Genomic DNA, 20788 nt, shown 5'->3' with positions numbered 1-20788 from the left:
CGTTATGGATTTTCTGATTTCCGCCGCGCAGGCTCAGCAGCAGCAGCCGGAGGAGCCCAACGTCTGGTTCAGCATCATCCTGCTGGTGGGCATGATCGCCCTGTTCTACTTCCTGCTGATCCGCCCCCAGACCAAGCGGGCCAAGGAGCATCGGCAGATGGTCGAGGAGCTCTCCAAGGGCGACGAGGTGGTCACCAACGGCGGGACCCTGGGGCGCATCACCGAGGTGGGCGACACCTTCGCCACCATCGAGGTGGCCAACGGCGTGCAACTGCAGATCCAGAAGAACGCCGTGGCCAGCGTCATGCCCAAGGGCACCCTCAAGGAACAGGACAAAAAGGGCAAGTAGCTCTTGAATCGCTATCCGCTCTGGAAATACCTGCTGGTGGTCGCCGTCCTGGTGGTCGGCGGCCTCTTCGCGCTGCCCAACCTCTTCGGTGAGGATCCCTCGGTGGTGATCACCACCGGCGACGACGAGGTACCGAGCGAGGAAGTCCAGTCCGACGTCCTCGGCTTCCTCGAGGAAGAGGGCTACAAGCCGCTCTCCGCCGAGGTACTGGAGGGGCAGTGGGTGCTTCGCTACGGCTCCACCGACGAGCAGATGCGGGCCTCGGACCTGATCTCGGCCAAGCTCGACCGAGAGTACTCCGTGGCCATGACGCTGGTGCCGGCGACCCCGCAGTGGCTGCGCGCCATGGGGGCGGAACCCATGTTCCTCGGCCTTGATCTGCGCGGCGGCGTGCACTTCCTGCTTCAGGTCGATATCGACGCCATGGTCGGCGAGACCATGGAGGGGCACCAGCAGGATATCCGGACGCTGTTCCGGGAGGAGCGGATTCGCTTCTCGGCGCTGGAGGTGACCGACGAGCAGCAGATCCGCATGGCGTTTGCCGACACGGACCTGCGCGCGCGGGCCCTGGAGGCGCTCGAGGAGCATATCGAGGGCCTGAACTACAGCGAGGAAGAGGACGAAGACACCTACACCCTGATCGCCTCCATGGACGAGGAGGAGCTTCAGGAGATGAAGGACCTGGCGGTCCAGCAGAACATCACCACGCTCCGCAACCGCGTGGACGAGCTGGGTGTCGCCGAGCCGGTGATTCAGCGCCAGGGCGCGGATCGCATCGTGGTCCAGCTGCCCGGTATTCAGGACCCCGGGCAGGCCAAGGAGATCCTCGGCGCCACAGCGACCCTGGAGTTTCGGTTTGTCGATCACGCCAACTTCCCCTTCACCGGCGATCCGGACGATCCGCCGGAAGGCTCCGAGGTCTTCCCTCAGCGCGATGGCGGCTATGTCGCGCTCGAGCGCCAGCGCATCCTCTCCGGCGATCGCATCATCGATGCCTCCTCCGGGTTCGATCAGGAGAGTGGTTCGCCCGAGGTGAACATCCGACTGTCCGGAACCGGCGGGCGCATCATGAACCGGGCCACCCGGGACCGGGTCGGCGACCATATGGCGGTGCTCTTCCAGGAGCGGATCTCCGAGACGCAGATGGTCGACGGCGAGCCGGAGCGGGTGATCCGCGAGCTTGAGGAGGTCATCTCGGTCGCGCGGATCCGCGAGGGGCTGGGTAGTCGCTTCCGCATCACCGGGCTCGATTCCAGCCAGGAGGCCAGTAACCTGGCCCTGCTGCTGCGCGCCGGTGCCCTGGCCGCGCCCATCGACATCGTCGAGGAACGCACCATCGGGCCGAGCCTGGGTGCCGAGAACGTCGAGCGGGGCTTCATGGCGGTGGTGATCGGATTCCTGCTGGTGATCGCCTTCATGGCGCTCTACTACCGCACCTTCGGTCTGGTGGCTAACCTGGCGCTGCTCAGCAATCTGGTGATCATCGTCGCCGTGCTCTCCATGCTGCAGGCGACCCTGACGCTGCCGGGCATCGCCGGGATCGTGCTGACCGTGGGGATGGCGGTGGACGCCAACGTGCTCATCTTCCAGCGCATCCGCGAGGAGCTGAAGGCCGGTGCGCCGATCCAGACCGCCATCGATGCCGGCTACGGCAAGGCGCTGTCGACCATCGCCGACGCCAATGTCACCACGCTGATCGCCGCCCTGGTGCTGTTCCTCTTTGGCACCGGACCGGTCCAGGGCTTCGCCGTGACGCTGGCCATCGGTCTGGCCACGTCGATGTTCACCGCCATTGTCGGCACGCGGGCCGTGATCAACCTGATCTACGGCGGGCGCAAGGTCTCGGAGCTCAAGATCTAGCCATGGAGATCTTCAAGAACGATCCCAATATCGACTTCCTCGGCCGGCGCCGCATCGGCTTCGGGCTCTCGGCGGTGCTGCTGGTGCTCTCCATCGGCTCCCTGCTCTGGCAGGGCCTCAACCTGGGCATCGACTTCACCGGCGGGACCCTGGTCGAGGTCGGCTACGAGGAGTCCGTGGAGGTCGCCGAGGTCGAGGCGGCGCTGCAGGGCACCGATTACGCCGACGCCCAGGTCCTGCACTTCGGCTCGCCGCGGGAGATCATGGTCCGTATCCCGCCCATGGAGGGCGTGGAACAGGCCGCGATCTCCGAAGAGGTCCTCGCCAAGCTGCGCGAGGCCCACGACGGCGTCGACCTCCGGCGGGTCGAGTTCGTCGGCCCGCAGATCGGTCGCGAGCTCACCGAACAGGGTCTGCTGGCGCTGCTCTACGCCCTGGGCGGGGTGCTGGTCTACGTGGCCTTCCGCTTCGAGTACCGCTTCGCCCTCGGTGCGGTGGCGGCGCTGGTCCACGATATCGTGCTGATCCTCGGGTTCTTCTCGCTCACCCGGCTGACCTTCGATCTCACCGTGCTGGCGGCGTTGCTGGCGACCATCGGCTACTCGCTGAACGACACCATTGTCATTTCCGACCGGATCCGTGAGAACTTCCTCAAGGTCCGGAAGGGCACCACCGAGTACGTCATGAACCTGGCCATCAACCAGACCCTTTCCCGGACCCTGGTGACCTCCTTGACCACGCTGCTGGTGGTCGGATCACTGCTATTCCTCGGCGGCGAGATCATCCACGGGTTCGCCATGGCCCTGCTGGTTGGCGTACTGGTGGGTACCTACTCGTCGATCTTCGTCGCCAGCGCCTCCTCGCTGGCCATGGGCGTGAGCAAGCAGGACCTTATGCCGCCTGAGAAGGAGGGGCAGGACCAGGAGGATCACGAGTCGGTGATTCCCCCTGGCGAACGCCCTTAAGCTCAGGCGCCTCCGGGGGCATGCGCCCCCCGGGGGCTAGCCGCGAGACTTCCTTGCCAACCTCCCGCTGATTTCCGAGACGACTCCGCGCTATGCTGTCTTCTCGCGCCCTGGGGATTGGGCTATGTCAAGCAAGCGGGAGTCGAGCATGTCGATCTGCGATGGATTCGTCGGCGCGATCGGGAACACGCCGCTGATTCGCCTGCCGCGGCTGAGCGAGGAGACCGGCTGCGAGATCCTCGGCAAGGCCGAGTTCATGAACCCCGGCGGGTCTGTGAAGGATCGGGCCGCGCTGGCCATCGTCCAGGCCGCGGAACGCAGTGGCGAGCTGCGTCCTGGTGGAACGGTGGTGGAGGGCACCGCCGGCAACACCGGCATCGGGTTGGCCCATATCTGTAATGCGCGCGGCTACCGCTGCGTGATTGTGATCCCGGAGACCCAGAGCCAGGAGAAGATCGACCTGCTCCGCACCCTCGGTGCCGAGGTCCATGCGGTTCCTGCCGCGCCCTACCGCGACCCGGGGAACTACCAGAAGGTGGCCGGCCGCATGGCGGCGGAGATGGACAACGCGGTCTGGGCCAACCAGTTCGATAACACCGCCAACCGCCTTGGCCACTACCGCACCACTGGGCCGGAGGTCTGGGCGCAGACCGGCGGTCGGGTCGACGCGTTCGTTGCCGCCACCGGCACGGGCGGCACGCTGGCCGGGGTCTCTCGGGCGCTCAAGGAGCGCTCCCCGGATACCCGCATCTACCTGGCCGACCCTTCGGGCAGCGCCCTCTATAACTTCGTGCGCGATGGCGAGCCGGCGCCCACTGCGGGCAATTCCATCACCGAAGGGATTGGCAGCAGCCGTGTAACAGCTAATCTTCAGGGTACGGACATCGATGACGCGTTTTGCATATCGGACGCCGAATCGGTGCCGATGGTCTACCGGCTCCTGAGGGAAGAGGGGCTATTCCTGGGCAGTTCTTCGGGGGTCAATGTGTGCGGGGCCGTGCGTGCCGCCGAGGAATTGGGGCCCGGGCACACGGTGGTGACGATCCTCTGCGATGGAGGGGGCCGCTATTACTCGAGACTCTTCAATGAAGCCTGGCTGGCGGAGCGGGGACTCGCCTGATCCCGTCCGCCGGCCGGGGCCGGCCGCCTCCCGCTCGGGCGCGCGCCCGGACGTTCCCGCCGACGGAGTGCGACCCGCTTTGCCTTTCTTCCGGAACATTGATGCGCATTTTTGCGTCCAATCAATAGGAGCTGCCTTCGCTCTTTCGCGACTTCACCTCAAGACTCCGTGAGGGGGGTGCTGCATATGGATACCGCCGAAGACCTGATTGCCCGCTACGCCCGCAGCTACGAACGCCGCCAGGAGCAGCAGCTGACCCTGGCCGAGTACCTGGAACTCTGCCGGGACGACCCGACGGCCTACGCGTCTCCGGCGGAGCGGCTGGTCGCGGCAATCGGTGAGCCGCAGGTCTACGACACCTCGAAGGACGAGCGGCTGGGGCGCATCTTTCTCAACCGCACCCTGAAGATCTACCCCGCCTTCGAGGACTTCTACGGCATGGAGGAAACCATCGAGCGGCTGGTCGGTTTCCTCAACTACGCGGCCCAGGGGCTGGAGGAGCGCAAGCAGATCCTTTATCTCCTCGGGCCGGTCGGGGGTGGCAAGTCCTCGCTGGCCGAGCGGCTCAAGCAGTTGATGGAGCGCTACCCCATCTACGTGCTCAAGGCGGGCGAGGAGGTCAGTCCGATCTTCGAAAGCCCGCTGGGGCTGTTCGATCCGGACCAGCATGGGCCGGAACTGGAGGAACGCTTCGGCATCCCGCGGCGCAAGCTGAGCGGACTGCTCTCGCCCTGGGCGGTGAAGCGACTGGACGAGTTCGGCGGTGATCTGAACCGCTTCCGGGTGGTGCGGATCTACCCCTCGAAGCTGCGGCAGATCGGCGTGGCGAAGACCGAACCCGGTGACGAGAACAATCAGGACATCTCGTCGCTGGTCGGTAAGGTGGACATCCGCAAGCTGGAGCTCTACAGCCAGAACGACACCGACGCGTACAGCTACTCTGGGGGGCTCAATCGCGCCAACCAGGGCATCCTCGAGTTCGTCGAGATGTTCAAGGCGCCGATCAAGATGCTCCACCCTCTGCTCACCGCCACCCAGGAGGGCAACTACGTCGGCTCCGAGAACATTGGTGCCATCCCGTTCCACGGGCTGGTCATGGCGCACTCGAACGAGTCGGAGTGGCAGAGCTTCCGGAACAACAAGAATAACGAGGCGTTCCTCGACCGCATCTCGGTGATCAAGGTGCCGTACTGCCTGCGCGTCAGCGAGGAGCGGCAGATCTACGACAAGCTCATCCGTGAGAGCGAGCTCGCCGACGCCCCGTGCGCACCCTGGACCCTGGAGATCATGGCCCGTTTCTCCGTGCTCACCCGGCTCAAGGAGCATGAGAACTCCAGCCTCTATTCCAAGATGCGCATCTACGACGGCGAGAGCCTGAAGGAGACCGACCCGAAGGCCAAGTCCATGCAGGAGTACCGCGACCAGGCCGGGGTCAACGAGGGTATGGACGGGATCTCCACGCGCTTCGCCTTCAAGGTTCTGTCGCAGACTTTCAACTACGAGACCGCGGAGGTGGCGGCCGATCCGGTCCACCTGCTCTATCTGCTCGAGCAGAACATCAAGCGCGAGCAGTTTCCCGAGGAGACCGAACGCAAGTATCTGGAGATCATCAAGGCGGAGCTGGCACCGCGCTACGCCGAGTTCATCGGCAACGAGATCCAGAAGGCGTACCTGGAGTCCTACGACGACTTCGGTCAGAACCTCTTCGAGCGCTACGTGGGCTACGCCGACGCGTGGATCGAGGACCAGGACTTCAAGGATCCCGACACCGGGCAGCTGATGGACCGGCAGGCGCTGAACCAGGAGCTGACGAAGATCGAAAAGCCGGCGGGTATCGCCAACCCCAAGGACTTCCGCAACGAGGTGGTCAAGTTCGCCCTGCGCGCTAAGGCCCAGCAGGGTGGTCACATGCCCAGCTGGACCTCCTACGAGAAGATCCGCGAAGTCATCGAGAAGCGGATGTTCAGCCAGGTGGAGGATCTGCTCCCGGTGATCAGCTTTACCACGAAGGGCGACTCCGAGACCGAGCGCAAGCACAGTGAGTTTGTCCGCCGCATGGTCGAGCGGGGGTATACCGAGCGCCAGGTGCGACGTCTGGTGGAGTGGTACATGCGCGTCAAGCAGGCCGGCTGATCCGGTAATAGGGGGGGTGCGTCCTTGGTCAATATCATCGACCGGCGCCGCAATCCGAAGGGCAAGAGCCTGGCCAACCGCCAGCGTTTTCTCCGGCGTGCCAAGCGCCAGGTTCTCGATGCAGTCAACGAGGCCTCCGGCCGGCGCAAGGTGACCGACGTGGCCGGCGGGGAGCAGATCACGATCCCCGCCGACGGGCTCCACGAGCCGAGCTTTCGCAAGGCGCCCGATCGCGGGGTGCGTGAGCACGTGGTCCCTGGTAACAAGGAGTACGTGGTCGGCGATACCATCTCGCGCCCCGAGGGGCAGGGGGGTAGCGGGGGGCGCGAGGGTAGCCCCGATGGCGAGGGGGAGGACGAGTTCACCTTCGCCGTCAGTCGCGACGAGTTCCTCGATCTCTTCTTCGAGGGGCTGGAGTTGCCGGATCTGGTCAAGCGCCAGGTGAAGAAGACCGAGCAGTACACCCAGCAGCGGGCAGGGTACTCGGTCAGCGGCTCCCCTTCGAACCTCAACGTCGAGCGGACCATGCGCAATTCCCTGTCGCGGCGCATCGCCCTGCGTCGGCCGAAGGGGGAGGACCTGCAGGCACTGGATGAGGAGATCGACCGCCTGGAGCGTTCCGGAGCTGAGCCCGAGCGGCTGCGTGAGCTCATCGAGCTACGCCGGAACAAGCAGGAGCGGTCCCGGGCCATCCCGTACATCGATCCGGTGGATATCCGTTACAACCGCTTCGACCACGTCCCGCAGCCGATCTCCCAGGCGGTCATGTTCTGCCTGATGGACGTCTCGGGCTCCATGACTGAAGAGATGAAGGATCTGGCCAAACGGTTCTTCATGCTCCTCTACCTCTTCCTCGAACGCCGCTATCGGCATGTGGATATCGTCTTTATCCGCCACACCCATATCGCCCAGGAGGTTGACGAGGACACCTTCTTCTACTCCCGCGAGACCGGTGGGACGCTGGTCTCCCCGGCGCTGGCGATGATGCGCGACATCGTTGACGATCGTTATCCGGTCCAGGACTGGAATATCTACGGAGCGCAGGCCTCGGACGGCGACAACACCCCGGCGGACAATCCGGCCACCACGCGGTTGATGGCCGACGGCATCCTCCCGCTGTGCCAGTACTTTGCCTACATCGAGGTGGGGGGTGGGCAAGCCTTCCACGTGCCGTCCGATTTGTGGCGAGCCTACGATCGCTTGGCTCGGGGGGAGTCGCCCCTGGCCATGCGGCGGGTACAGACCCGTGGCGACATCTTCCCGGTCTTCCGGGATCTCTTTACGCCGGCTGAGCTGAAGGCCTGAGCGCTGAGCCCTGAATCCTCGAGCGACGGAGGGGACCCCGATGGCACCGAACGCGGCGGTTCAGCAGCAACCCCTGTTCACCGGTCTGGACTGGGACTATCGCGATGTGATGCGCGTCTACGATGCCGTCGAGCAGATCGCACAGGACGAGCTGAAACTCGATATCTACCCCAATCAGATCGAGGTCATTAGCTCCGAGCAGATGCTCGATGCCTACGCCTCGATGGGCATGCCGCTGTTCTATCGGCACTGGTCGTTCGGCAAGCACTTCGCCCGGGACGAGATGCTCTACCGCAAGGGGTACACCGGCCTCGCCTACGAGATCGTCATCAACTCCAAGCCGTGTATCTCCTACATCATGGAGGAGAACACGCTCACCATGCAGACGCTGGTGGTGGCCCACGCTGCCTTCGGCCACAACCACTTCTTCAAGAACAACCGGCTCTTCCGGGAGTGGACCGATGCTGAGGGCATCCTCGACTACCTGGATTTCGCCAAGGGGTACATCGCAGAGTGTGAAGAGCGCTACGGGGTGGAGGCGGTCGAGCGGGTACTCGACGCCGCCCACGCTTTGATGAGCCAGGGGGTGCACCGCTACCCCAAGCCGCAGACGCGTAGCCTGCGGGAGGAGCGCGACCGCGAGATCGAGCGGATTCGCTACGAAGAGCAGACCTACAACGATCTCTGGCGCACGGTGCCCACGGATCCGGACGGAGAAAGGCCCGGTGGGGCTGATCCGGTGGAAATGCGGATGCAGCGGCTCGGATTGCCGGAAGAGAACCTCCTGTACTTCTTGGAGAAGCGGGCCCCGCGCCTAGAGCACTGGCAGCGGGAGGTGCTGCGCATCGTGCGTAATGTGGCGCAGTACTTCTATCCGCAGAAACAGACCAAGGTGATGAACGAAGGCTGCGCGACGGCGGTGCACTACTACATCATGAACCGGCTGCACGAAAACGGGCAGCTGACCGACGGGGCTTTCCTGGAGTTCCTGCACAGCCACACCAGCGTCGTATTCCAGCCGGAGTTCGATGATCCGCGTTACTCCGGCATCAACCCCTACGCCCTCGGGTTCGCCATCCTCGAGGATCTACGCCGCATGGCCACCGACCCGACCGCGGAGGATCGGCGCTGGTTCCCCGAGGTGGCTGGCAGCGGGGACTGGCTGAGCGTGTGGCACCACGCGTGGCAGGAGTACCGGGACGAGAGCTTCATCCTGCAGTTCCTCAGCCCCAAGGTGATCCGAGACTTCCGCCTTTTCCGGGTCCACGACGACGCCGACGACCCGGAGCTGTTGGTGGATGCCATCCACGACGACGCCGGGTATCGGGCGGTGCGGCGCTCCTTGGCGCAGCGACACGATGTGGCCCGGCTGGAACCGGATATCCAGGTGGTGGACGTGGATCTGGCCGGTGATCGCACCCTGGTGCTCGAACACCGGGTTACGGACGGGGTCACGCTGGACAAGGGCCAGGCGACGGCGGTGTTGCGCCATCTAGCCAACCTCTGGGGATACGATGTCAAGCTTTACGAGGTCGATCCGGAGACCGAGCGGGTGATCAACGAGTTCCCCCAGGTGTCACCGGCGGACCCGGTCGCCTGAGGTCAGCGGCGCAGGCAATTGGGGCGGCCCTTGCAGGGTGGTATGCTCAGAGCGACGCTATCGACTGTTTAGGAGTGACTCATGCGGCGAACCGTACTGAGGGGCGTGACCGTGGCAGCCCTGGCCCTGGGTTGCGCCGGCACCGCCCAGGCTACTGGCGGGATCCTGGGTATCTCCGGCGGCGCGAACCTCTGGTTCCACGATCCGGATGGTGAGATCCTCGGGAGAGACGTCGAAGGGGGTGACATTGATCTCGACGGCGACCGGGACTGGAACCTGTGGTTCGAGTGGGATCACATCCTGCCGGGCATCCCGAGCGTCCGCCTTGAGCGGACCAACCTCGAGCAGGAGGGGACCGGGAGCACCGTCGTCAACCTGGATCACACCGACCTGACGCTCTTCTGGTCGCCGATCCCGCTGCCCATGGTGGGGATCGACGTGGGCTTTACTGCGCGGAACTTCGACGGCGAGGTGCGGACACCGGGGCTTGCGGCTGACGACCCGGACACCTCACTCTCCGGCACCCGGCCGATGTTCTTCGGCCGGGTGGGGGTCAACATCCCGGGGTCGCGGATCGGCTTCGAGGGCACCCTGCAGACCCTGCCGGTGGGTGACCACTCGGTCACGGACTTCCGCGCCCACATGGTCTACCGGCGCTGGTACACGGGGGCCATGATCGGTTATCGGGAGTTCTCGGTGGACCTGGACGACTTCAGTGATGTGACCCTGGATGTGGACTTCAGCGGTCCGTACGCCGGGGCCTTCCTGCGCTTCTAGGCGCGGTCGCCGTAGGCCGGCATAGAAAAGCCCCCGGGGCGCTGGCCGCCCCGGGGGCTTTTTCCTGCAACGGTCGATGTCAGGCGGCCGAGCGGGTGCGCCCGAGCCGCGCCTCCAGGTCGTCGGCACCGCCGACCAGGCGCCCGTCGATGAGCACCTGCGGGACCATGCCCGAGCCGGTGGCCGCCCGGACCGAGCGGGTGGTGATCCCCTCGCCCAGGCAGATCTCTTCGTAATCGTAGCCGTGCTCCTCGAGCAGGGCCTTGGCCCGGGCGCAATGCGGGCAGCCAGGCTTGCTGAACAGGGTCACGAAGGACGGGTGCGGGGCCTCCGGGTTGATGTGACGCAGCATGGTGTCGGCGTCGGAGACCTCGAAGGGGTCGCCGGGCTTCTCGGGCTCGACGAACATCTGCTCGATAACGCCGTCCCGGACCACCATGGCGTAGCGCCAGGAGCGCTTGCCGAAGCCCAGGTCGTTCTTGTCCACCAGCATGCCCATGCCCTCGGTGAACTCGCCGTTGCCGTCGGGGATGAAGGTGACGTTCTCGGCGTGCTGATCCCGTCGCCACTCCTCCATGACGAAGGCGTCGTTGACCGACAGGCAGACGATGTCGTCTACACCGTTATCCCAGAACACCGGCGCCAGCTCATTGTAGCGGGGCAGGTGGGTCGAGGAGCAGGTCGGGGTGAAGGCCCCCGGCAGGGCGAACACGACCACCGTTTTGCCCTTGAAGAGCTCGTCGGTGGTGACGTCCTGCCACTGCCCGTTGACGCGGGTCCGGAAAGTGACGCGTGGGACGGGTTGGCCTTCCTTCGGGTGCGACATGGTTTATCTCCGTTGGGTTGGAATAAGAAGAAGTCAAAGATATCCACATTTTGTCGGTGTGCTTCCGGGGGGTGCAATAAGAAAAACTGATCAGCTAAAGCAGGGTTCCTGATAAATGCCCGGGTGGTGGACGTCTGCGCACATTCGTCGCGGATCCGGGCGGGTCGGCTCCGCGGGGGTCCGGAACCATTTGCCCCTGGGCGCTGTCTTCCGGGGTAAGGCCGTTGCGACGGTTTGAACGCACCGAACTGGTTTGACGAGGAGTCGTTTATGTACCGCAAGACTGCCGCTTCCGCGATTGTCCTGATGCTCGCCACCTCAGGTGCCTACGCTCAGATGGCCCCCGATGAGGGACAGGGCATGCAGCCGCAGATGTCCGAGGGCCAGCAGCGCATGCAGGAGATCCAGCAGCAGCTGGGCCAGATGCAGCAGGACACCCTCGAGTCCAACCCGGAGCTGGAAGAGCGCGCCGAGGAGCTGGATGACCGGCTGCTGGACCAGATGGAAGACATGGGCTACGACAATGTCCGCCAGGACATCGAGCGCCTGGAAGAGACCATGGAGGCGATGCACTCCGGCGAGATGTCCCAGGAGGAGGTCCAGCAGCGCATGCAGGAGGATCAGCAGATCCACATGGAGCTGCAGCAGGCCCAGCAGGAGGCCATGCAGGATGAGGACTTTGTCCAGCCGTGGCAGGAGGACCGCCAGCAGCTGGAGCAGGACCTAATCGACACCATGTACGACGAGAATCCTCAGGCCGAGGACCTGATGCAGGAGATGGAGGAACTGCAGGCTGAGATGCAGCAGGGCATGGGCGGTCAGCAGCAGATGCCCGAGGGGGAGATGCCCCAGTAAACCCCAAAACCTGGGATAGAGGTGCGCCGTCGGCGTCGGGTGCTAACATAGGCCGGCGCGGTAGCGACCTGGCCGCTTCCGTGGTGGGAATAGCTAAGGGAGTTCACCAATGATTCGCACGACGACGGCGGCGCTCCTCGCGCTGCTCATTGCCGCAGCCCCGCTGCAGGTCTCGCTGGCTCAGGATGGCGAGCAGCAGGCCCCCGGGGCCCAGGACGCGGAGTTGATGGAGGCGCAGCAGCGGCTCCAGGAGCTGCAAAGGCAGCTGGGGCAGATCCAGCAGGAAACCTTCGAGGCCAGTGACGAACTGCAGGAGAAGCAGCGTCGGCTGGAGGAGCGCGCTACCGCCAAGATGGAAGATCTTGGCTACGACCCTGAGCGCCACTATGCGCGCATGCAGGAGATCTACGAGCGCTTCGACGCCGGGGATGTCTCTGAAGAGGAACAGCAGGAGCTGGCCGAGGAGTTCCACGAGGCGCAGATGCAGCTCCAGCAGGAGCAGCAGGAAGCCATGCGCGATGACGACTTCCGCGAGAGCATGGAGCGCGACATGCGCGAGTTCCAAGAGGACCTGCTGGCCGCAATGGAGGAAGACTATCCGGAGACGGCCGAGCTCATGTCCGAACTGGAGGCGCTCCAGCAGCGGGTGCAGGAAGGTATGCAGCAACAGGTCCCTGAGGGCCTGGAGTAGCCGGGGGGTTCAGTCCCCGGACGGAGCGGGCGGGGTGACCGGGTGCGGTCACTCCGCCTTTTTTGTTTGGGCCATGGCGGCGCGATGGCCGCCCGGGAGAGGGCAATGGGCTTGCTGGTCGATGGGCAATGGACGCAAGAGTCGTACAAGCGCGATGAGGCCGGGCGCTTTCAGCGTGACACGAGTCGTTTCCGGGACTGGATCGAGCCGGGCGGGCGCTTCGCGCCTGAGGCGGGGCGTTACCACGTCTACGTCTCACTGGCGTGTCCCTGGGCTCATCGGGTGCTGATCGCCCGCCGGCTGAAGGGCCTGGAGCCGGTGATCTCGGTGTCGGTGGTCCATCCGCTGATGCTGGACAACGGTTGGGAACTGAGCGACGACTTCCCCGGTGCCACCGGTGACCCAATCCACGGGGCCCGTTACCTCCACCAGATCTATACCGCTGCCGAGCCCCGAGCCAATGGTCGAGTCACCGTGCCGGCCCTGTGGGACTGTCGGGAGGGCACGCTGGTCAACAACGAGTCCCGCGACCTCCTGCGGATGTTCAATCACCATTTCAGCCCGCTGGCAGGCACGGACCTGGACCTGGCCCCGGCAGATGATATCGAGGCGGTGGATGCGACCATCGACGCGATCTACGAGCCGATCAACAACGGCGTCTACCGCTGCGGTTTTGCCGGCAGTCAGCAGGCGTACGAAGAGGCCGCCGATACCCTCTACGCCGCCCTGGATCACTGGGAGGCGGTGTTGGGCGGGCAGCGCTATCTATGCGGCGATCGTCTCACCGAGGCGGATATCTGCCTCTATACCACGCTGATCCGCTTCGATGCCGTCTACGCCGTGCACTTCAAGTGCTCGCAACGCCAGATCCGCGAGTATCCGAACCTGATGGGGTATCTGCGCGAGCTCTACCAGATGCCGGCTTTCCGGGAGACCACCGACTTCGTGCATATCCGCCACCACTATTTCCGCAGTCACGCCTTCCTGAACCCTGCGGGGCTGGTCGCTCGGATGCCGCAGTTGGATCTCGATGCACCCCACGGTCGGGACGCCCTGTGATCGGGCAGGGGGAGTCTGGAGAGGGCCCCCGGCGCGGTCGCGTCGGGGGCGGCCGTGGCTCGGGTAGGCAGGGCCTCCCATGCTGCCTACGCGATGAGGGGCAGCGCTTAGACCCGTTCGATCGCCAGGGCCACGCCCTGGCCGCCGCCGATGCACATGGTGACCACGCCCTTGTCCACGCCGTCTCGCTGCATGGCGTGGATTAGCCGGGTGGTGAGCACTGCGCCGGTTGCGCCGATCGGGTGGCCGTGGGCGACAGCGCCCCCCTCGACGTTGACCCGCTCCGGGTCCAGGCCCAAGTCGCGGGTGACGGCGATGGCGATCGCTGCAAACGCCTCGTTGATCTCCCAGCGCCCCACCTCGTCGGCGGACCAGCCGGCGCGCTGGAGGCACTGCCTGACCGCGGGCACGGGGCCGATCCCGAACATCCCCGGCTCGACACCGCCGACGCCGTAGGCGACCAGGCGCGCTGCCGGCGTGAGCCCGTGCTTGCGGGCGGCCTCTTCCTCGGCGACCACCATGGCGGCTGCACCCGTGTTGACCCCGGGGGCGTTGCCGGCGGTGATGGTGCCCTCCTTGCGGAATGCCGGGCGCAGCTTCTGCAGCCCCTCCAGCGTGGTGTCGCCGCGGTTATGCTCATCGGCCTCGAAGCGCGTGGGCCCCTTGCGGCCGGGCACGTCCACCGGAGTGATCTCCGCCTCGAAGTGGCCGGTGGACTGGGCGGCGCTGAACCGTTGCTGGGAACGGAGTGCCCACTCGTCCTGTTCCTGGCGGCTGATCTGATACTGCTCGGCCAGATCCTCGGTATGCCAGCCGGAGTGCTGGTCGGAGAAGGCGTCATTGAGGCCGTCGCTGAGTACGGCGTCGAGGATCTGCTGGTGGCCGAGGCGGTACCCGTAGCGCCCCTGCATGAGCAAGTACGGCGCCCGGTCCATGTTCTCCATGCCGCCGGCAACAGCGGTGTCGGCAAAGCCGAGGGCCACCTCCTGGAAGGCGTTGGCGATGGCCTGGGCGCCAGAGCCGCAGACCCGGTTGACGGTCAGTGCCGGCGTTTCCGCGGGGACGCCGCCGTTGATCGAGGCCTGGCGGGCCGGGTTCATCTTGCAGCCGGCCTGGATCACGTTGCCCATGACCACGGTATCCACGGCTGCCGGATCGAGGCCGGAGCGCTCCAGGGTGCCGCGGATGGCGGTGGCACCGAGGTCGGGGGCCGGTACGGTCTTGAGGGACCCGCCAAACGTCCCGATGGGCGTGCGTGTGGGTGAGCAGATGACGACTCGGCGCTGGGACATGATGCCTCCTTTCTGGGTCGTGTCTTGTCCTAGAGGAATAGGTTGGGGTCTACGGTGTTGCCGTTGAGGATAACGCTCAGGTGCAGATGAGGCCCGGTGACCCGTCCGGTCTCGCCGACGGTGCCGATCGGTTCTCCGCGTTCCACCCACTGCCCGGTGTCGACGTCGATCTCGTCCAGATGGCAGTACATGGTGACCAGTCCGGCGCCGTGATCGATGAACACAGTCTTGCCGTTGAAGTAGTAATCCCCGGTCTCGACCACCCGGCCGGCCTCGGCCGCCTCGATGGGGGTGCCGGTGGGGGCGGCCATATCGAGCCCGTTGTGCGGATTGCGGGGTTCGCCGTTGAGAAAGCGCTGCAAGCCGAAGGTGGCCGAGATCCGGTGCTCGGCCACGGGGGTGTGCAGGCGCAGGTGTGGCTGCGCGTCGACCTCTCGGCTGCGGAAGGCGGCGCGGATCTCGCGCTGTTCCGCCCAGATCCGCTCGAGGGTCTCCTCCGGCGGTGAGACCATGTCTTCGTCGTCGATGGTCAGGTGCTGTTCTTCGTAGTCGATGGGCTGGACCTCAAAGGCGAGGGGCTCGCCGTCGACCTTCAGGGTGTGGGTGCCCGGCTCGGCGTCCAGGTCGATCCCCACCAGGGCCTGCCAGCCTTCCGGGGTCGATCGCACCATGACCGGTTCGTCGTCGTAGCGCACTTCGTCCGGACGGCTGTCGGTATCCAGGGCGACCCGGGCCACGCCGCCGGGGACGGGCCAGTCGGGCAGGGGCGCGGCGTCGAGCGGATCGGTGAGAAGCAGCCCGGCTGCCGTGGCCAAGGCGATGAGCGCTTTCCGGGGGGCGCAGCACGGTGGTTCAGTCGGCATCGGGCAGCGATTCCTCCGCGTTACGCAGTGCCTCAACCCGACAGTCTAGCGCGCCGTGGGCCAGGCGGGCACGGATGCGCTCCCCCACCCGGACGGCGTCGGCCCGGCGCAGGATCGCGCTGTCCTCCTCCCGCTGTACCACGGCGTAGCCGCGTTCCAGTGTGGCCAGCGGGCTCACGGCGTGCAGGGCACGCGAGGCATTGCCCAGTCGTTGTTGCGATGTCTCCAGCCGGCCGCGGACGGTGTGGTGCAGGCGCTGCGCCAGCTCCGCCACACGCTGCCGCTCGTTGGTCGTGCGTCGGCGAGGGTCTTGGACCTGCAGGCGCTGTTCGGCCGTGTGAAGGCGTCTACGGCGGGATTCGACGGCCTGGTGGCCGAGCCGGTGCAAGCGCCCCTCGAGCTCGTCAAGTCGCTGTGCGCGATCACGCAGGCGCCGCCCGGGATGCTGGGCGGCCAGCCGGCGCTGCAGGCCGGATAGCTGGTCACCCGCCCGGCCCAGGCGCCTGCCGGCGGCCACCTCCAGGCGGTGGCCGAGGCGCTCGAGCTGCTCCTGCCAGGCCTGGCCGTCGGGCGACAGGGTCTCGGCCGCCGCAGAGGGCGTGGGCGCCCGCAGATCCGCAGCCAGATCGGCGATGGTGAGGTCCACCTCATGGCCGACGGCGCTGACGACCGGGATCGGGCAGGCGCGGATGGCCCGCGCGACCGCTTCCTCATTGAAGGGCCAGAGGTCCTCCAGCGAACCGCCACCGCGGGTGAGCAGCAAGGCGTCGACCTCGGCCCGATGCCCGGCGAGTTCCAGGGCTCGGACGATCGCCGGGGCGGCGGCTTCGCCCTGGACCGGTACCGGGTAGATCAGCACCGGCAGCGCCGCGAAGCGCCGCTCCAAGACCTGCAGGACATCGCGGATAGCGGCCCCCGTCGGCGAGGTGATCACCCCGAGCCGGCGGGGCATCTTCGGCACCGGGCGCTTGCTCGCAGCATCGAACAGGCCCTCGGCCTGCAGGCGCTGCTTGAGCGCCTCGAAGGCGCGCTGCAGGGCACCTTCTCCGGAGGGTTCCAGGTGTTCGACGATGAGCTGAAACTCGCCGCGGGCCGGGTAGAGGCTGGCCTTGGCGCGGATGCGGACCTGATCGCCGTCGGCGGGGCGGTGGCGCAGGGCCGAGGCCCGGCCGCGGAACAGGGCGCAGCGGACCTGGGCGCCGGGGTCCTTGAGGGTGAAATACATGTGCCCTGACGAGGGGCGGGCGAGGTTCGAGATCTCGCCCTCAACCCAGACGGACGGGAGCACCGTCTCGAGCATGCCCCGCACCTCCTGATTGAGCTGCGAGGGGGTGTAGACGGCGGTATCGTCTCTACTGCGCTCCATACTCGGCGGCGGCTCGCTCCGGTTGGCTGATTACAAGCTACACGCCGCCATCGCCCATGGGAAGTTTGTTGAGTGGGGGGCGCCCTGCACCGTAAAATACCGTGCTCTTTTCCATATTCAGACAGCGTCTCCGCCCGAGGTCCCGATACCATGCGAATCGCCCAGGAAGCCCTGACCTTCGATGATGTTCTCCTCCTTCCCGCTGAATCGCACGTGCTCCCTCGGGATGTGGATCTGTCCACGCCCCTGACGCGGCGGATCCAGGTTAACGTCCCGCTGGTGTCGGCGGCCATGGATACCGTGACGGAGGCGCGGTTGGCCATCGCCCTGGCCGAGCAGGGCGGGATGGGGATCATCCACAAGAACATGACCGTCGAGCAACAGGCTGCCGAGGTGCGTCGGGTCAAGAAGTTCGAGAGCGGGATCATCAAGGAGCCGATCACCGTCTCGCCCTTCATGACCATCGGCGAGGTGCTCAAGCTCACGCGCCAGCACGGTATCTCTGGTGTCCCGGTGGTGGACGGCCAGGAACTGGTCGGCATCGTCACCGGCCGCGACCTGCGCTTCGAGAATCGGGTCAGCGAGCCGGTCTCCGTGGCCATGACGCCCAAGGAGCGGCTGGTCACGGTGCGTGAGGGGGCCGAGCGCGATGAGGTGCTGAGCAAGCTCCATCAGCACCGGATCGAGAAGATCCTGGTGGTTGATGACGCCTTCCATCTGCGCGGCATGATCACCGTCAAAGACATCCAGAAGAGCCAGGACTTCCCCAACGCCTGCAAGGACGAGCACGGTCGTCTGCGTGCCGGTGCCGCCGTGGGGGTGGGCGAAGGCACTGAAGAGCGCGCCGAGGCGCTGGGTGCGGCGGGCGTCGATGTGCTCGTGGTCGATACCGCCCACGGGCACTCTCGCGGGGTGATGGATCGGGTCCGCTGGGTCAAGCGCCACTACCCCGACGTGGAAGTGGTGGCCGGCAATATCGCCACCGGTGATGCGGCGAGGGCGCTTGCCGAGGCCGGTGCCGACGCCGTCAAGGTGGGCATCGGGCCCGGGTCGATCTGCACCACCCGCGTCGTCGCCGGTGTCGGCGTCCCCCAGGTGACGGCGATCTCCAACGTGGCCCAGGCCCTGGCCGGTACCGATGTGCCGCTGATCGCCGACGGTGGGATCCGGTTCTCCGGGGATGCCGCAAAGGCCCTAGCCAGCGGGGCCCATACGGTGATGGTGGGTAGCCTGCTCGCTGGCACCGAGGAGGCGCCGGGCGAGGTGGAGCTCTATCAGGGACGCTCCTACAAGGCCTACCGCGGCATGGGATCGCTGGGGGCCATGTCCGGCAGCCAGGGGAGCGCCGACCGCTACTTCCAGGAAGGCTCCCAGTCGGTGGACAAGCTGGTCCCCGAGGGGATCGAGGGCCGCGTCCCCTACAAGGGCAGTATGGTGACCATCGTCAACCAGATGATCGGGGGGATCCGCGCCAGTATGGGCTACGTGGGTTGCGCCACCATGGAGGAGATGCGCACCCGGCCGCAGTTTGCCCGCATCACCGGTGCCGGCATGCGAGAGAGTCACGTGCACGACGTGACCATCACCAAGGAAGCGCCCAACTACCGCGTCGAGTAATCATCTGGAGCCGTTGCCAGTGAGCGATCAGTCCGGGGCGGATATTCACGCCCACCGTATCCTTATTCTCGATTTCGGCTCGCAGTACACCCAGCTCATCGCCCGCCGCGTGCGCGAGTGCGGGGTGTACTGCGAGATCCGCGCCTGCGATGTCGCAGACCAGGCCGTGCGCGATTTCGCCCCGTCCGGGGTCATCCTGTCTGGCGGCCCCGAGACAGTGACCGACGCAGAAACCCCGCGCATCCCGGCAGCGGTCTTCGAGGTGGGCGTGCCGCTGCTCGGGATCTGCTACGGCATGCAGGCCATGGCCGCCCAGCTCGGGGGACGGGTCGCGCCCTCCGAGCACAAGGAGTTCGGATACGCCCAGGTGCGTGCCCGCGGCCATTCGCGGCTGCTGCGCGATATCGAGGATCACGCCAGCGCCGACGGCTACGGGTTGCTCGACGTCTGGATGAGCCACGGCGATCGGGTGGAGGCGCCGCCGGAGGGGTTCCTGGTGATCGCCGAGACCGAGGCCGCCCCGGTGGCCGGCATCGGAGACGATGATCGCGGCTGGTACGGGTTGCAGTTCCACCCGGAGGTCACCCATACCGCGCAGGGAGGGCGCATCCTCGAGCGTTTCGTCCGCGAGATCTGCGGCTGTCCGGGGGACTGGACTCCGGGGAATATCGTCGAGGACAGCATTGCCCGGGTGCGCGAGCAGGTCGGCGACCGCCACGTCGTCCTCGGGCTCTCCGGCGGAGTGGATTCGTCGGTGACCGCCGCTCTGCTGCACCGAGCGATCGGCGACCAGCTGACGTGCGTGTTCGTCGATAACGGCCTGCTGCGCCAGGGGGAGGCCGACCAGGTGATGGCCACCTTCGCCCGTCACATGGGCGTGCGGGTGATCCATATCGATGCTGAGGACCGTTTCCTAACCGCCCTGTCCGGGGTCGAGGATCCTGAGGAGAAGCGGCGGATCATCGGCAACCTGTTCGTCGAGATCTTTGACGAGGAGGCCGGAAAGCTCCAGGGCGTCGATTTCCTCGCCCAGGGTACGATCTACCCCGACGTGGTGGAGTCGGCGGGCAACGCCGGAGGTAAGTCTCACGTCATCAAGTCCCACCACAACGTGGGCGGACTGCCCGAGACCATGAAGCTCAAACTCGTCGAGCCGCTGCGCGAGCTGTTCAAAGACGAGGTGCGGCGGGTTGGGCTGGAGCTGGGGCTGCCGGCAGACATGCTCTACCGTCACCCCTTCCCGGGGCCGGGGCTGGGGGTGCGCATCCTGGGCGAGGTCCACAAGCGCTACGCCGATCTGCTGCGACGGGCAGATGCGATCTTCATCGAGGAGCTGCGTCGGTGGGACTGGTACGACCGTACCAGTCAGGCCTTTGCGGTCTTCCTGCCGGTGCGCTCGGTGGGCGTGACCGGGGACGGGCGGCGCTATGAGTACGTGGTCGCCCTGCGCGCCGTGGAGACCGTGGATTTCATGACCGCGCGTTGGGCGCAGCTGCCGTACGAGTTCCTCGATCACGTCTCCCGGCGGATCATCAACGAGATCGACGGCATCTCCCGCGTTGTCTACGACATCTCGGGCAAACCTCCGGCGACCATCGAGTGGGAGTGAGTGGGGCGCGCGCCGATGCGGCCTGGATGGCGCGAGCGCTGGAGTTGGCGCGATATGCCGCGGACCAGGGCGAGGTGCCCGTGGGGGCGGTGGTGGTCCGCGACGGGGTACTGCTCGGCGAAGGGAGGAACCAGCCGATCGTCAGCCGCGATCCAACCGCCCATGCCGAGATCAACGCGCTGCGCGCGGCCGGTCAGGCCGCGGGGGCGTATCGCCTCCCCGGGGCAACGCTCTACGTCACCCTCGAGCCGTGCTTCATGTGTGCCGGGGCATTGATCCACGCCCGCATCGAGCGCCTGGTCTACGGCGCCGCGGATCCCAAAACCGGTGCCTGTGGGGGGCAGTTCGACCTGCTCGGTCTGCCCGGGCATAACCATCGGGTGGAGGTGACCGCTGGCGTCTCCGGCGAGGCGGCCGCCGGGCTGCTGCGTGAATTCTTTCGCGCCCGGCGTTAACCCCGGCCGCGTCGACGGTCTGGCTCCGGCGCGGCTATAGTCAGAA

Annotated in this window: 18 protein-coding genes; 14 read left to right on the top strand and 4 right to left on the bottom strand. The window is 66.2% G+C overall.

Features of this window, described 5'->3' with window-relative positions; translation table 11 throughout:
• Nucleotides 1–4: 4 nt before the first annotated feature.
• From yajC to HHAL_RS08510, 8 genes are all read left to right on the top strand, one after another.
• The gene (gene yajC, locus HHAL_RS08545; RefSeq protein WP_011814483.1) at nt 5–349 is read left to right on the top strand and encodes a preprotein translocase subunit YajC; all 345 of its coding nucleotides are present in this window, start codon (nt 5–7) and stop codon (nt 347–349) included.
• A gap of 3 nt (nt 350–352) precedes the next feature.
• The gene (secD, locus tag HHAL_RS08540) at nt 353–2209 is read left to right on the top strand and encodes a protein translocase subunit SecD (RefSeq protein ID WP_011814482.1); all 1857 of its coding nucleotides are present in this window, start codon (nt 353–355) and stop codon (nt 2207–2209) included.
• A gap of 2 nt (nt 2210–2211) precedes the next feature.
• A complete protein-coding gene (gene secF, locus HHAL_RS08535; RefSeq protein ID WP_011814481.1) occupies nt 2212–3174 on the top strand; it encodes a protein translocase subunit SecF in 963 nt (320 codons plus the stop codon).
• 124 nt (nt 3175–3298) lie between these two features.
• Nucleotides 3299–4294, top strand: a complete 996-nt coding sequence (locus HHAL_RS08530) for a cysteine synthase A (RefSeq protein ID WP_011814480.1) — start codon at nt 3299–3301, stop codon at nt 4292–4294.
• Nucleotides 4295–4480: 186 nt separating this feature from the next.
• Complete coding sequence (locus HHAL_RS08525) at nt 4481–6427, top strand: PrkA family serine protein kinase (protein ID WP_011814479.1); 1947 nt, start codon at nt 4481–4483, stop codon at nt 6425–6427.
• 24 nt (nt 6428–6451) lie between these two features.
• The gene (locus HHAL_RS08520; RefSeq protein ID WP_011814478.1) at nt 6452–7732 is read left to right on the top strand and encodes a YeaH/YhbH family protein; all 1281 of its coding nucleotides are present in this window, start codon (nt 6452–6454) and stop codon (nt 7730–7732) included.
• A 40-nt stretch (nt 7733–7772) separates the two neighbouring features.
• Nucleotides 7773–9332, top strand: a complete 1560-nt coding sequence (locus HHAL_RS08515; RefSeq protein WP_011814477.1) for a SpoVR family protein — start codon at nt 7773–7775, stop codon at nt 9330–9332.
• A gap of 81 nt (nt 9333–9413) precedes the next feature.
• Nucleotides 9414–10109: a TIGR04219 family outer membrane beta-barrel protein gene (locus tag HHAL_RS08510; protein WP_011814476.1), complete on the top strand. Its 696-nt coding sequence runs from the start codon at nt 9414–9416 to the stop codon at nt 10107–10109.
• Between the two features lie 79 nt (nt 10110–10188).
• Here the strand turns inward: HHAL_RS08510 and HHAL_RS08505 are convergent, their stop codons facing one another.
• The gene (locus tag HHAL_RS08505) at nt 10189–10935 is read right to left on the bottom strand and encodes a glutathione peroxidase (RefSeq protein ID WP_011814475.1); all 747 of its coding nucleotides are present in this window, start codon (nt 10933–10935) and stop codon (nt 10189–10191) included.
• Nucleotides 10936–11205: 270 nt separating this feature from the next.
• Between HHAL_RS08505 and HHAL_RS08500 the strand changes: the two genes are divergently transcribed.
• From HHAL_RS08500 to HHAL_RS08490, 3 genes are all read left to right on the top strand, one after another.
• A complete protein-coding gene (locus HHAL_RS08500; RefSeq protein ID WP_011814474.1) occupies nt 11206–11790 on the top strand; it encodes a hypothetical protein in 585 nt (194 codons plus the stop codon).
• Between the two features lie 109 nt (nt 11791–11899).
• Nucleotides 11900–12481, top strand: coding sequence for a hypothetical protein (locus HHAL_RS08495; RefSeq protein WP_011814473.1), 582 nt, complete (start codon nt 11900–11902; stop codon nt 12479–12481).
• A 105-nt stretch (nt 12482–12586) separates the two neighbouring features.
• Nucleotides 12587–13540: a glutathione S-transferase family protein gene (locus HHAL_RS08490; RefSeq protein WP_011814472.1), complete on the top strand. Its 954-nt coding sequence runs from the start codon at nt 12587–12589 to the stop codon at nt 13538–13540.
• A 107-nt stretch (nt 13541–13647) separates the two neighbouring features.
• Here the strand turns inward: HHAL_RS08490 and HHAL_RS08485 are convergent, their stop codons facing one another.
• The 3 genes from HHAL_RS08485 to xseA are packed head-to-tail and all read right to left on the bottom strand — an operon-like array spanning nt 13648 to nt 17061.
• Nucleotides 13648–14832 carry a thiolase family protein gene (locus HHAL_RS08485; RefSeq protein ID WP_011814471.1) on the bottom strand — a complete coding sequence of 395 codons (1185 nt, stop codon included), beginning with the start codon at nt 14830–14832 and terminating at the stop codon, nt 13648–13650.
• 29 nt (nt 14833–14861) lie between these two features.
• Entirely contained in the window at nt 14862–15695 is an 834-nt protein-coding gene (locus HHAL_RS08480) for a peptidoglycan DD-metalloendopeptidase family protein (protein ID WP_011814470.1), read from the bottom strand.
• Nucleotides 15685–17061, bottom strand: a complete 1377-nt coding sequence (gene xseA, locus HHAL_RS08475) for an exodeoxyribonuclease VII large subunit (RefSeq protein WP_011814469.1) — start codon at nt 17059–17061, stop codon at nt 15685–15687. Before xseA ends, HHAL_RS08480 begins: the two co-directional genes overlap by 11 nt.
• A gap of 150 nt (nt 17062–17211) precedes the next feature.
• Between xseA and guaB the strand changes: the two genes are divergently transcribed.
• From guaB to tadA, 3 genes are read left to right on the top strand one after another with little or no spacing between them, the layout of a single operon-like run.
• The gene (gene guaB / locus HHAL_RS08470; protein ID WP_041595129.1) at nt 17212–18678 is read left to right on the top strand and encodes an IMP dehydrogenase; all 1467 of its coding nucleotides are present in this window, start codon (nt 17212–17214) and stop codon (nt 18676–18678) included.
• 19 nt (nt 18679–18697) lie between these two features.
• Complete coding sequence (guaA, locus tag HHAL_RS08465; protein WP_011814467.1) at nt 18698–20287, top strand: glutamine-hydrolyzing GMP synthase; 1590 nt, start codon at nt 18698–18700, stop codon at nt 20285–20287.
• Complete coding sequence (tadA, locus tag HHAL_RS08460) at nt 20284–20742, top strand: tRNA adenosine(34) deaminase TadA (RefSeq protein ID WP_280512976.1); 459 nt, start codon at nt 20284–20286, stop codon at nt 20740–20742. The genes guaA and tadA overlap by 4 nt, the downstream gene beginning before the upstream one ends.
• Nucleotides 20743–20788 lie beyond the last annotated feature (46 nt).

Source organism: Halorhodospira halophila SL1, from assembly GCF_000015585.1.
Classification (GTDB): Bacteria; Pseudomonadota; Gammaproteobacteria; order Nitrococcales; family Halorhodospiraceae; genus Halorhodospira; species Halorhodospira halophila.
This window is presented reverse-complemented; position numbering and strand designations above follow the sequence as displayed.